The sequence below is a fragment of the Paraburkholderia panacisoli genome (assembly GCF_008369935.1).
GTDB classification, from domain to species: domain Bacteria; phylum Pseudomonadota; class Gammaproteobacteria; order Burkholderiales; family Burkholderiaceae; genus Paraburkholderia; species Paraburkholderia panacisoli.
The window spans coordinates 23,840-36,764 of the sequence record NZ_VTUZ01000070.1; the positions used below are offsets into that span (position 1 = coordinate 23,840).

At 56.9% G+C, this 12,925-nt stretch carries 9 protein-coding genes and 2 pseudogenes; 8 read left to right on the forward strand and 3 right to left on the reverse strand.

The genetic code is table 11. The features are described 5' to 3' along the window. Nucleotide 1 precedes the first annotated feature (1 nt). The 5 genes and pseudogenes from FVF58_RS47070 (at nt 2) to FVF58_RS47090 (ending at nt 5,235) form a co-directional block, all read left to right on the forward strand. Nucleotides 2-1,003, forward strand: a complete 1,002-nt coding sequence (locus FVF58_RS47070; protein ID WP_149676392.1) for an NADP-dependent oxidoreductase — start codon at nt 2-4, stop codon at nt 1,001-1,003. Nucleotides 1,004-1,303: 300 nt separating this feature from the next. Further along, complete coding sequence (locus FVF58_RS47075; RefSeq protein ID WP_246217540.1) at nt 1,304-2,887, forward strand: integrase catalytic domain-containing protein; 1,584 nt, start codon at nt 1,304-1,306, stop codon at nt 2,885-2,887. Between the two features lie 52 nt (nt 2,888-2,939). Then, nucleotides 2,940-3,308 (forward strand): annotated as a pseudogene (locus FVF58_RS47080) (transposase); the annotation flags it as partial. Nucleotides 3,309-3,656: 348 nt separating this feature from the next. Beyond that, entirely contained in the window at nt 3,657-4,274 is a 618-nt protein-coding gene (locus tag FVF58_RS47085) for a hypothetical protein (protein ID WP_149676383.1), read from the forward strand. Between the two features lie 712 nt (nt 4,275-4,986). Next, nucleotides 4,987-5,235 carry a hypothetical protein gene (locus tag FVF58_RS47090; RefSeq protein WP_149676384.1) on the forward strand — a complete coding sequence of 83 codons (249 nt, stop codon included), beginning with the start codon at nt 4,987-4,989 and terminating at the stop codon, nt 5,233-5,235. 166 nt (nt 5,236-5,401) lie between these two features. On the opposite strand, the gene FVF58_RS47095 is transcribed toward FVF58_RS47090, so the two are convergent. Both FVF58_RS47095 and FVF58_RS47100 read right to left on the reverse strand, forming a co-directional pair. Then, complete coding sequence (locus FVF58_RS47095; protein WP_149676385.1) at nt 5,402-6,709, reverse strand: MFS transporter; 1,308 nt, start codon at nt 6,707-6,709, stop codon at nt 5,402-5,404. Between the two features lie 327 nt (nt 6,710-7,036). Further along, nucleotides 7,037-7,780, reverse strand: a complete 744-nt coding sequence (locus FVF58_RS47100) for a GntR family transcriptional regulator (RefSeq protein WP_149676386.1) — start codon at nt 7,778-7,780, stop codon at nt 7,037-7,039. A 143-nt stretch (nt 7,781-7,923) separates the two neighbouring features. Between FVF58_RS47100 and FVF58_RS47105 the strand changes: the two genes are divergently transcribed. The 3 genes and pseudogenes from FVF58_RS47105 to FVF58_RS47115 form a co-directional block, all read left to right on the forward strand. After that, the gene (locus tag FVF58_RS47105; RefSeq protein ID WP_149676387.1) at nt 7,924-9,228 is read left to right on the forward strand and encodes an MFS transporter; all 1,305 of its coding nucleotides are present in this window, start codon (nt 7,924-7,926) and stop codon (nt 9,226-9,228) included. Next, nucleotides 9,225-10,112 (forward strand): amidohydrolase family protein, encoded by an 888-nt coding sequence (locus tag FVF58_RS47110; RefSeq protein ID WP_149676388.1) that lies wholly within the window; start codon nt 9,225-9,227, stop codon nt 10,110-10,112. Before FVF58_RS47105 ends, FVF58_RS47110 begins: the two co-directional genes overlap by 4 nt. Nucleotides 10,113-10,164: 52 nt before the next feature. Continuing rightward, a pseudogene (locus tag FVF58_RS47115) lies at nt 10,165-10,754 on the forward strand (ATP-grasp domain-containing protein); the annotation flags it as partial. A gap of 43 nt (nt 10,755-10,797) precedes the next feature. Here FVF58_RS47115 and FVF58_RS47120 read toward each other — a convergent pair. After that, entirely contained in the window at nt 10,798-12,336 is a 1,539-nt protein-coding gene (locus tag FVF58_RS47120; protein ID WP_149676389.1) for a hypothetical protein, read from the reverse strand. Between the last annotated feature and the right edge of the window lie 589 nt (nt 12,337-12,925).

A 12,925-nucleotide genomic window follows, 5' to 3' on the forward strand; every position in this document is an offset into this window, starting at 1 on the left:
GATGAAGGCATTCGTCGTCGATCGATATGGACGCAAGCATGGCGTACGAGCTGGCGATATGCCGGTCCCGGAACTGCGTGAGGACGACGTATTGATCCAGATTTACGCCGCTGGCGTGAACCCGCTTGATTCAAAGATCAGGGATGGAGAGTTCAAGCTCATTCTGCCCTATCGTCTGCCGCTGATTCTGGGCAACGACCTGGCCGGGGTCGTTGTCCGCGTCGGATCGCGTGTGCGGCGATTCAAGGCGGGCGATGAAGTCTATGCGCGACCGCCCAAAGATCGCATCGGTACTTTCGCGGAATTCATCGCGATCAATGAAGATGCCGTAGCCCTCAAGCCCAAAACGCTCAGTATGGAAGAAGCGGCTTCAATCCCGTTGGTGGGCTTGACCGCCTGGCAGGCGCTGATCGAACGAGGGCAACTGAAGAAAGGGCAGAAGGTGCTCATACACGCCGGCTCGGGCGGCGTTGGCACCTTTGCTATTCAACTGGCGAAGCATCTGGGCACGACCGTCGCGACGACAGCGAGCGCCGCGAATGCCGGATTGATGAAGCAGATCGGTGCCGACATCATCATCGATTACAAGAAGGACGACTTTGCCGCTGTATTGAAAGACTGCGACGTGGTGCTGGATACGCAGGGCGGAAATACGCTCGAAAAATCGCTGCAAGTGCTCAAGCCGGGTGGCAAGCTCATTGGGATTGCCGGTCCGCCCGATCCTGATTTTGCTAAGCAGATGGGTGCCTCCTGGTTCCTGAAAACGGCGATGCGGTTTCTAAGCTATCGCATCCGAAAGGCAGCGAGACGTCGTGACGTCGGCTATTCATTCCTCTTTATGCGTGCCGATGGAGGCCAGCTAGCCCAGATCGCCAAGCTCGTCGACGTAGGTGCGATAAGGCCTGTGATTGATCGGATTTTCCCGTTCGAATCAACGCAAGAGGCTTTGGCTTACGTCGAAACAGGACGTGCAAAGGGTAAGGTCGTCATCAAGATCCGATAGTAGAAGGGATCGCTGTTTGTTTCCGCGCAGAGGCAACGGCGCTTGCTTGACGTGAAGTTCTTGTAACGTCGAACGTCACCGTCCGTTGTCAGCGGATTGTGTTGAAAAAGTCGCCTGGTACTCGGATTCATAGGTATCCTGGAACACATCGATCGACCGGAGTGCATCGTCATGATGGGTCAGTTGGGTGCCGGGCAAGACAAGCTTTTCTACTCGCATTGACTCAGGTTATTTGTTACCGAGCTAGGCTCGTTGCCTCAAGTATTTTGCTACCTGTCAGACGGCTGGCGGGAGCGACTTATGACGAGGCTCAGCATGACAACAAGACGGGAATTAACTGAGGCAGCTGGCGAGCGGTACCGACAATCCGGAAGAAGCGACAAGCGTCAGATCCTGGACGAGTTCACCCAATTGACGGGTTATCACCGCAAGCATGCGATACGCGTGCTGTCCCGGGAGTCACTGCCACCCAAGGCCAAGCCGGGGCCCCAGCGTCGCTATGACGATGAGGTGCGCTCCGCGCTCATTACGCTCTGGGAGGCAGGCGACCGGATCTGCGGCAAGCGGCTGAAGGCGCTCATTCCGACATTGCTCGACTCGTTGACACGGCATGGTCACTTGGTGCTATCAAATGAAGTGCGTCAGCGGCTCGAAGAGATCAGCGCCGCTACGATTGATCGCCTGTTGCAAAATGTGCGCCAGCAAGCTTTTAGCGGCCGGCGCCGACGCGCGGGCGGAGTTGGCAATGCGATCCGCCGTGCAGTGCCAATCCGGACCTTCAATGACTGGAACGATCCGCTCCCCGGTTATCTGGAAGTCGATTTCGTCGAGCATTGCGGTGGCACCAAGATCGACGGCGACTTCGTACACAGCTTCGTGATGACGGATATCGCAACCGCCTGGACGGAGTGTCTGCCTATGCCGTCTCGCAGCAGCGCGTTTGTCCTCGAGCATGTCGAGCGAGTTCGCGGTGCCTTACCGTTCCCGTTGCGCGGCTTGGACTGCGACAACGACAGCGCGTTTATGAATGAAGCCGTATTTGACTTCTGCAAAGCAACGGGCATCGAGCTGACGCGCTCCCGCGCTTATAAGAAGAACGACCAGGCCTGGGTTGAGCAAAAGAATGGCTCCATCGTACGTCGCCTTGTTGGATATGGCAGGCTGCGGGGCCTCGAAGCGACAGAAACGCTCGCCTCGCTTTACCAAGTTTCTCGGCTATACATCAACTTCTTCCAGCCGTCGTTTAAATTGAGATCAAAGACTCGTCACGGTGCGAAGGTAACGAAGCACTATGACGCGCCATTGACGCCACTCGAACGCGTTCTGCGATCCGCCTCGATACCAGACGCTACCAAGCACAGTCTTCGCGCACGGTTTCGAAAGCTCGACCCGGTAGACCTTCTGCGTCGAATGCGCGAGGCACAACAGCGTGTCGCAGAATGCAGCATATCCAACGGTGTCGCGGTGGACACGAAGAAGACCACCGAGATTCCACTCGCGGAATTCTTATCGAGTCTCGGCACAGCATGGCAGGCTGGCGAGGTCCGACCGACGCATCAGCCAAAAGCGCGCGTCCCGCATGACTGGCGCACTCGCGAAGACCCATTCGAGCACACCTGGCCCAAGATACAACAATGGCTTGAAACGGAGCCCGGCATCACGGCAAAGCAACTGCACGAGCGTCTGGCAGCGATGGCTCCCGACTTCTATTCCAGTGCTCAACTGCGGACCTTGCAGCGGCGGGTGAAGACATGGCGGTCAGACCGAGCGAGGGAACTCGTGACCAGGATCCTCGGCGATGCGAACGCGGTGGAAGCGGGCGCTGCTACGCCGCGCCCGCTTCCACCGAAAAATGATGCGTCCACGACAATTAGCCGGGGGTAACATCCTCCCGTGAGGCAACACAACGGTAGTTCTAGTTGACGCCAGACATCCTCGTATCACGAAGGCAGACACGGTTATCTACCGATCGAGCCAATTCGACTGTGCTGGCTGTTCGATGAAGGATCGCTGCTGTCCGAATACGCCCATGCGCAAAATCGCCCGCAGCATTTACGAAGCCGCGCGCGACGAAGCCAGGCGCATCGCGACAACACCGGAATACAAGCAATCATACCGGGAGCGAAAGAAGGTGGAAATGCTCTTTGCTCACCTCAAACGTATCCTCAAGCTTGACCGCTTGCGACTGCGTGGGCCAACAGGTGCGCACGACGAGTTCCTGCTGGCGGCAACGGCTCAAAACCTGCGACGAATGGCCAAGCGGATCATGCCTGGAAACACAAAGATGAAGTTTGCTGCTGGGTGATGCGCAACGGTGCGCTTGCTCCGACAAGATCCACATCTGTCGAAAACAGAGACAGCGCTAATGCGAGGATCGCTAGCTCGTCGCCCAGTATCAAAACAAGACTTTTTCAACACAATCAGCGTGGAGCCGACCTTCAAACGTCCACGGAATACTCGAGCGGAATTGCCGTAACTGGCCAACACTGCGGATTCAGTATGCGTCACCTTAAGCAGCCGTTGTGGGGTTAGCGCGGCACCAAAATCTCTTCCGTATCCGTTGAAAAGAGCGCGCGCGGATCGTTCAAACTCAAGTCAACCAGCCTCTGCGACCTTCCGATCGCTGCGGCGAATAACCGAGCCCTATAGAGCTATGTCGCCGACCACGCCGATCCGGCACTTTGCCGAAACAATAAAGGCTGACAGACGCGAGCGACTACTGAGCTATGGCAGTTTCGACGAAATCGAACGCATGATCGCAGCGTCCGAGGCGACCGCCGTTACGTGGGAACCGTTTTCTGGCGAGCTACTTAAGGGCTGCCATCGGGCCTCCTTTCTCCTTCGAGTAAGCATAGAAGCTTACGACGCGTTCTTCAATTCACTGGTCGGATATCGCGCGCAATTTGCTATCAGTATTGGCATGGGAGAGCAAGCGAACCGCAGACTGTTGGCAACTCTTGAACCGCGCCTCATAGTGTTTGGACTAGCACGCAGTGGCACTCTCGAAAATCAACTGGTCGCGTCGTTGCGTGGGGAAGAGGCGAAGCTCTGGATCGATGAATCAGAGGTTGAGACGCAGCTGGGCGAGGACTGCGCAGCAATTTTATATCCTCGGTGGCTGCGCAACACCGAAAACGGCGTTGGCCTGTTAGCACCCTATGGCGAAAAACTTGTAGTGTGCGGGGGCTGGCTCGACGCTCAAGGGAACGCACACAAAAATCCCCTCAAAGCTCACCGCAGCGAAGAAATTCACAACACTGGTTATTCGTGAAACGACGTCTGCCGTCTGGCTGTTCGATGCCTCCACCTCTTGATCTGGCTATTGTAGTTCAGAATTGCTGCTGGCCGTGTTCATAGCGGCGCTAGCATGATCACAAATAGTGCTAGCGTGCCTTGCACACGCCCGAGAATTCAGTCAGAGGATCGCGCGGAGCCTTGCAGCTATACCGCCGTTTTGCACATAACGGGTGTCCGAACAGCTGGCCTGCCGCCGAGCACTACGACGCGTGACAACCAGAATAACACTTCATACAAGCGCTAAAGTTTCCGTTTTTGAAAGCAACCATCGAAAGCTGCAGCGGCCGCTGACAACATGCGGTCGGTCATCGATATAGAACGACGCTTATGAAAAACGCCTTTTCAATCGCGTGGTCGATGCGATTTGATATCCAGGTACCTATGTCGCGCTAGCAGCGTTACTGAACAAACGTCCTTATGGTTGTTGTACCGTCGCAACAGGCATCGAATCGCACTGATCGGGCGCATTCCCTTACACAGCAAGCGATTCGACGTCTTGGCCGCTGGCATCCCTGTGAACACGGCTAGCAGCATTTGTGAACACCAACACCAGTTCCTCAAACTGCTTCGCGAGAAGCGCACGTGCGAAGACGCGTTCCAGCGGCACCATCAGCTACCAGGCCGTCGTCGGGCCCGAGGAAGTGTGACCCTGCTCCGCAGGCGGACTGTGTATTGTCACATTGTGCATGCTTCAACGAGACGAGCTTGTTCTTGTATTCGAGTATCAACGTCCCGATCTCGACAAGGGCGAGCGCGAAGACGCTGCGGCCATGTATGGTGAAACTACCAAAGACGATACCGCGCATAACGGTGTGTCTGAAACGGAAATGAACGGGCGGATTCGAGTGCGGGTGCCACTTCGCCAAGAAGCAGCAGTCAAAAAAACGCTGGCACGCTCACGACCGTTTTGGCTGTTCGCGCAGCCACAGCCATGAGTCGTGCAACGCTCGGACGGCCAAACTCTTAGACCAACTCATCCCCCCGCGCTGCTCGATTGGTTGCAGACTGAGTACGGTTCAACTTCTCGAAGGGGTAAAGCCATTCAGGCTGGCTGGGGACCCCTGCGCTTGCGCGAAGAGCCAAGGAATGAAATTACCCTGATCAAAGCGGAACCGTTGATGATGCGAGCGCCGCCTTGCGATGACCACCGACGGTCCACGCAATGGCGGTCCCAATCGCGAGAGCTAACAGGCATGCTGTCGGAACAAGCATTGGTGCGACGTGGCTATTACTGACTTTGCCAACGTATGGCATCAGGTTCTGTCCGAAGAACCCTCCAAGATTGCCGATGCAGTTGATCGCCGCGACGCTTGCTGCGGCTCGAGCGCCGGAAAAGAAACGCGGGGGAAGCGACCAGAAGCAAGGGTACAGCAGAGGAATACATGCGCCACCCAGACACAGAGCAATAAAGCGCAACGACACGGTCGGCAATACGAGGCTGGAAGCAAAGCATACGACGCCGATGCCTGCCACCACGACCATTGCTTTTAACACCACCTGTTCACGTTTGAGCTTCCCGGGAAGCCAAAGCAGAAGAAGTGTCGCGAGGGCCCACGGAATCATGTTGAGCAGGCCATTGACGCTCGACGGAACGCCCCAGCTCTTCACCAACGTAGGCATCCAGTACGTAACACCATACAGCGACGTCGACATCATCATGTAGGTCGCTGCAAACATAAGCACCTTCGGGTCAAGCAATGCGGCCCATGGTCGTGACTCTTTTGCCTCAGGGGACGCTTCGCGCACGAGCGCTGCGATCACAATGTCCTGTTCGTCCCGAGAAAGAAAGGTCGCCTCCTTGACCGAGCTCGGCAGAAACTTCAGTGCTACGAACGCAATCAGTATTGCCGGAATGCCGGTCGCGAGGAAGACCCATTGCCAACCAGCCAGTCCCAAGGTCCCACCTAAGGAAAGGAGCATGCCTCCAACCAGCGAACCTAACATGTTCGCCAGCGAACTGCCGAGTGTGAACAGCCCGAGCACGCGCGTTCGGTAGCTCTGAGGAAACCACTGCGTCAGATAGTAAATGACGCCCGGATAGAACCCGGCCTCCGCAACACCCAGTGCGAACCGGAATGAGTAAAACACGGGTAGCGACCTCGTGAACGCCATTAGCACTGTAATGAGGCCCCACGTAATCATGATGCGAGCAAGCCACGTACGGGCGCCAAAACGATGTAGTGCCAGTGTGCTGGGCACCTCGAACAGGAGGTAGCCAATAAAAAACAGCGATGCTCCCAACCCGTAGGCGGCTTCCGTCATACCGAGCGCCTGAACCATTTCCAGTTTCGCGAAACCGACATTCTGCCGGTCGATGAATGCGATGAGAAACATGACAATTAGCAAGGGCATCAGCCGCCATGCGATTTTCTTCATTACCTGCTGCTCGCGTGTTACCGACGTAGACATGTTCGCTCCCAAGGTCCATGCCCGCTGCCGTGGCTGGCGTTTCGCAGAACGCTCAGTCAAACGCAAACAAGCAAATTGATATAGTCATATATATGTTTGTATGTTTCGCACTGGTCTGCAATGAGGTATAACCCGGACGGGCGCACGCACGCGGCGCTGCTGTTTCAGCAGGCCGCCTGCCTATGTTCGGAGCGAAGGGAGATCAAGGCCGAATGTCGGAGCCGGCTGGCATGCGAAAACGCGACTTGCCGGAAGACGTCGAGTCAGTTCGACGTCACCGGTGCCAAGGCCGATGAATGCAACAGGTGCGCGGAGGAAGTCGCGCTGTCAGCGAATGTCGACCTGATACTGGAAGGCTGACGCAGCACCACGCGTGGTGCGCCATTCAATAGGTGCCCCGGCAAAATCGGATGCCACACGGTGCACGAGGATTACCGGGCTGCCAACATCGATACGCAAAAGCGCTGCATCAGCTTTTGTGGCCTGTTCGACATTCAGGATCTCCGTGGCGGATGCCACGATTTGCCGGCATAGCCGCTCGTAGAGCGGATACAACAGGTCTTCGAAGTCAGTGAGGGGCAGAGTCGCAAGCCCCTCGAAACGGCTTCGAGGAAGCCAGATTTCTTCCGACAAAACCGGTTGCCCGTCAATTAGCCTAACCCGCGAAAGATGAACGGTCTTCTCGGTCGCCTTCATCCGCAAGGCCGAGCGAATCTTCTCGTCCGGCTTGATGACCTCGCGGCTGAGCACCTTGGCTGTCGGGCGCACCGGTTTGCCGTCGACTGACTTGAACCGGAAGAAGCGGAACAACGACGAATCAAAGCGCGGGCGCCGGACAAACGTCCCCTTTCCCTGTGTGCGGGTGAGCACGCCATCGGCGACCAGCAAATCAATTGCTTTGCGAAGGGTGCCCGTCGACACGTCATAGAACTGACTGAGCTCCGCCTCTGTGGCGATCGCCTTTTCAGGCCCCCACTCTCCCTCTGCGATGCGCCGGACCAGGTCGTCGCGCAGCTGCTGGTATCGGGGCAACCGATCGTCTGGCTTGCCCGAGAACGATTGCGTATCCATGATTCATATAGTTGTTCACAGGAATAGTCACTTTACAACAACCGGTGGCGGCGAGGGTAAATCCCCACTGACATTTTCGCAGACGACCCTAGACTAGACATATAGTCATATATATGAATATATGAATTTCTGTGGAGACGGCGATGCTTACCTGGTACAAACGAGGGACCCCCCTCGAACGCAACACCTTCTGGGGTTGTTTCGCCGGCTGGGGCCTCGATGCCCTTGATGTGCAGATGTTCACCCTGGCAATCCCAGCCATCATTGCAGCCTACGGCATTGACCATACACAGGCGGGCGCCATCAGCGGTGTGACATTGGTGTCGTCGGCGTTGGGCGGCTGGCTGGCGGGCGCCTTGTCCGACAGGATTGGTCGGGTTCGGACGCTGCAGATTACGATTCTCTGGTTTGCAAGTTTCACCTTCCTATGTGCGTTCGCCCAAAGTTTCCCTCAGTTGCTGGTCCTGAAGGCATTGCAAGGTTTTGGGTTCGGCGGGGAGTGGGCAGCCGGAGCAGTACTGATGGCGGAGACCATCCGTTCCGAACACCGGGGCAAGGCCATGGGGGCCGTACAGAGCGCGTGGGCTATTGGTTGGGCCGGTGCAGTGCTTTTGTACGCAGCAGCCTTTTCTTGGCTACCGTCGGACACCGCGTGGCGTGTCATGTTCGGCGTCGGTCTGCTACCCGCAATTCTCGTTCTTTACGTCCGTCGCAATCTTCGCGAACCGGCGCGAATCACCCCGGCTACCGCTGAGCCGGCCGTTTCGGTGTGGGCACAGGTCGCGCAAGTATTTCAGCCACGCGTCATCAAGACCACCGTGATAGGCGCGATTCTCGGCACAGGCGCCCACGGCGGGTACTACGCCATCATGACCTGGTTGCCGACCTTCCTCTCAAAGGAGAGACATCTGTCGGTCCTGGACACGGGTGGATACCTTGCCGTCGTTATTGTCGCCTTCTGGTGCGGCTGCATGGCGAGCGCCTACCTGCTCGACCGGATTGGCCGCCGCCGCAACATCGCCTTCTTCGCCTTCTCGTGCATTGTCACGGTCCTGGCTTACGTCATGCTGCCGTTGAGCAACACGGAGATGCTCATTCTGGGTTTTCCGCTCGGCTTCTTTGCCGCCGGCATTCCGGCCAGTCTGGGCGCACTCTTTAACGAACTCTATCCGGCGGACATGCGTGGCACGGGTGTCGGCTTCTGCTACAACTTTGGTCGCATCGCCTCGGCTGGTTTTCCCGTGCTGGTCGGGTACATGAGTCATTCGATGTCACTGGGAGCAGCGATTGGTATCGATGCGGCAATTGCGTACGGGCTGGCGATGGTTGCCGTGTTGATGCTTCCCGAAACGCGCGGCAAGCGGTTGCGGCCGACTGGCGTGGAGCAGGCTTCACAGCCGGTCGCCGATGCCGAATTTGCGCTTGACCATCCCCGGAGCCAGCGATGACTCAGGCACCACCCATTGCGCGGCCGGGTCTACCTCGCGTTGACACGCACGCGCACGTGTTTGCACGGACACTGCCGCTCGTGGACGGTCGGCGCTACGCACCCGACTATGACGCAACGCTGGACGCCTACCGGAAGCTTCTGGACGCGAGCGACATTGGAAATGCCGTGCTGGTCCAGCCGAGCTTTCTCGGTACCGACAACAGCTATCTTTTACAGGCGCTGGCCAGTGACCGGACCCGTCTGCGCGGCGTGGCCGTCGTTTCCCCCGATATTCCGGAAGAAGATCTGGTGCAACTGAACGTCCATGGCATTACCGGTATGCGCCTCAACCTTGTGGGGCAGACGCTCCCCGACATCGGCACGGCGCCCTACGCGACGCTATGGCGGCGGTTATCAAAACTCGGCTGGCATGTTGAGTTGCATAGGGAGGCGTCGGACCTGGCGCCGCTCATCACTGCTTTGCTGGATGTGGGCTTGCCTGTCGTCGTCGACCATTTTGGCCGCCCTGCCCTGGATAGCGGTACAAGCGACCGGGGGTTCAAGGACCTGCTGGAGCTTGGCTCTTCGGGTCGTGTATGGGTCAAGATTTCGGGCGCTTACCGCTGCGCGAAGCCCGGCTCCAATTTCATGCGCGATGCCACGGACCAACTGATCAAGGCATTCGGCACCGAACGCCTGATGTGGGGGAGTGACTGGCCACACACGCAGTTTGAACACGCGACGGACTACAGCCAGACGCTTTCCGCGTTGCTGGACTTACGTCTTGCGCCCTCGCTCGTCGATGCAATCCTGTGCTCGACGCCGCACTCGTTTTACGGGTTCGATAAAGACCCCGTAAGCGACATCGTCCCGACGACACCTGTTTCTCAACTCACTTCCTGAGGTCATCATGCAAGTCACCGGTATGTTGCACGGCGCGAGATTGCTATAGTTCGTGGGCTTTCCGACCTGAGATTCTGGGTCCGGACGCCAGCGAAGAGCAGATCCGAGCGATGCTGAAGAAGCACGGCATGATTTTCATCAAGCCGGTTTTCAAGGGCGGTGTCGGAAAGAAAGGCAAGGTCGGCCTGATTGGCCGTGCGACTGACTGACCTGACGACCGCGTTGAAGGAGAAGGAGCGTCTTTACTTCGTCGAACATCACGTCGCCAACACCGTTTCGAAAGCCAACGGCGTGACTTTTGAGGCGGGCGTGCCTGCCGAGTACGAGGTCTATTTCTCGATTACGGACTCGACACATTTCCGTGCACCGACCATGACGCTCACCCATCACGGTGGCGTCGACATCGAGGAGCTGGACAAGTCACAGGTTGTCCAGATTCCGTTCGACCCGCTCACCGGGCTCAAGGCATTTGTTGTCGCGAACGCGCTTTCGACGCTGGGCGCGCCCAAACAGATTATCTCGCCGCTTGTCCAGCACCTGCCCAAGTTGTGGGAGCTCTTTCACGGGTTCGGAATGACGACCCTCGAGCTCAATCCGATCCGGATGCGGGAGGATAGCAGGGGACGTCTGACGCCTATCGCAGTCGCCTCACCCCTCACCGATGCACGTATGGCTGCCTCGGATCTTAGCGGACTCCGAGGACTCCTATAATGCTCAAGGGTTGATAGCTGTTGACGAACTCTATCAACCGATGTTGACTGGTGTCGAAGATTTCCTGTGCTCCGATGACAGGCACCGCCACACCCGAGTAGTTGACAGTGATCTTCGGCGGCAGTCTGTACCCCCTCACTGGGTCTTTCTCGATTACCCGGACAAAGAATGATGCGGACGTGGTGTCGTCGTTCGCCTGCAGTTCCCATGAGTCGCCGTTGACCCGCAGTGGGACAGTTAATTGCTCCCGGTCGCGCGGCGTATGCGGTATCGCCCTCTTTCGCTCGAACGGAAAGAAATTGTGGGCGCCATCGCCCCCGACGACATTCGAACGGACCAGAGGAGGCTCTGCGATCACAATCCCCGTTTTGTTTCTAAGGTACTCTTTGAATGCATCATCTGATTCCCAATCGGCGGGCGGTTCGATTCGAGCCTGAACAGACTGAAATTTGAGCTCCCTGTCTTCGACCAACGCACGAAAACTTCTCTCTTGGGGCGAGAGCACATAATCGTCTACCGCCTGTTCAATTGGATATATCGATTCCGACTTTACGACGATGTTGTACCCAACTCCGTGAGTGATGGACTTGTTGAAGACCTGAACGGTCGTCGGGTCCGAAGGTGATTTGATGACCAGGACTGGCAAGTCGACTTCATTCTTCGCCGTCGCTGTGTTCGGTTCACCGCAATAAGACGGCGCACGTACAAATAGTGCGGTCGTCTCGCTCACCGTCTTCAGAACTGGACCGGCAGGCGGATTGATTGACCAGGCGGATACGGGTGTCGATTTCTCCAGGAAGCGCGAACACCTCCAGTGATAGTCCACCACGTATGGCTTGCCGTTCACCAGCAGTTCCGCCTTCAGTCCGAAGCGTCGAGTCTCAGTACTCGCAGTCGCGGACGGACACTGAAGATATCCAGTCAAAGCCTGCCGCAACCTGGATTCGGGATCGTTGTGAAGCTGCGGGGCGTCGGGCGCCTGTCTTTGAGGCGTCACGCCCAGGCCATGTCTGGTCATATAGTCTGGTGCGTAACCCGGTGGCCCCATCTTTTCGATTGCACTGCAGACGGACCTTTTGTGGTCGAGATCATCCATCTCAGTACGCACTTCCCGCTCGAAGCGAGCCTTCTCATCCACGCTGAGAGACGCCATCGTTGCCATACGGATAATCGTGACCGCTTGATGGGCAGAGATATCGGGAACCCTCAGGGTGTCGTACCTACCATAGACCCCAGAAATGGCGTACAAAAACGTCGCGTCCGCGAGACGTTCTTGCTTTACGCACGCTACCATCATCCGGTTCAGTTCTACGGGATTATGCGTGTTGGAAATCCGGTCGGGCTTTACACACTTGGCGCCAGCAGCAAAGTCCCTACCATCCTGTGTCATCGTCCTTGACGTGGTGGCATCACTCGATTGTGCCTGGGCCATAGCCAGCGAAACCCACGTGCATGCCGAGAGGGCGATTTGCAGATAGGCCGCTAGTCGGCATATTTCTCTTTTTTTCGTCACGAGGTGCGATCCACGTTGTTTTCAGTTTATTGATAGTACCGCCGGGACAAGAGAACAGCTCGACTCGCGGACGAACGCTTCGGATGTTCTCTCCAATGATTACGGCAGAAAAGGAGCGAGCTTGAGTGCACTGCACTTATGGGGACTTTGCCAGGTTTTTAGTTGTTTGTCGTCCAAGAAGAGATGTTCCTTCACGCTTTCAAATTTTGTCGTGTTAGGCCGTCCCAATGTCGGTGGCGAGACAGCGTATACTGCCAGTCAATGAGCTATCCAAAGGCTTGTTTGTTTGCCTTTCCAGAGTTAGGCCTTCTATGAAGAGAATTTACGCTTACAAAGGCTTCGACGTGACCGTGGATCTGACAGCCAGTTGGTAGTGGCCTGATGCCGTGGGCGAAGCATCATGCGATGCTTGGCCGCAGCCAGTGAGGACCAGGGATAGCGCATAGGGATGAGTCTCATATGGCTCTTCCTCGGTATCTCAGGCCACAGCTGATTACTCTGCGCCTGGCGCTTCCTTGTCCAGTTCGTTGTAGTCCTCGGCGGGGTCATCGCCGACCACATCCTCAAATTCGAGCGACTCGGGGAAGAC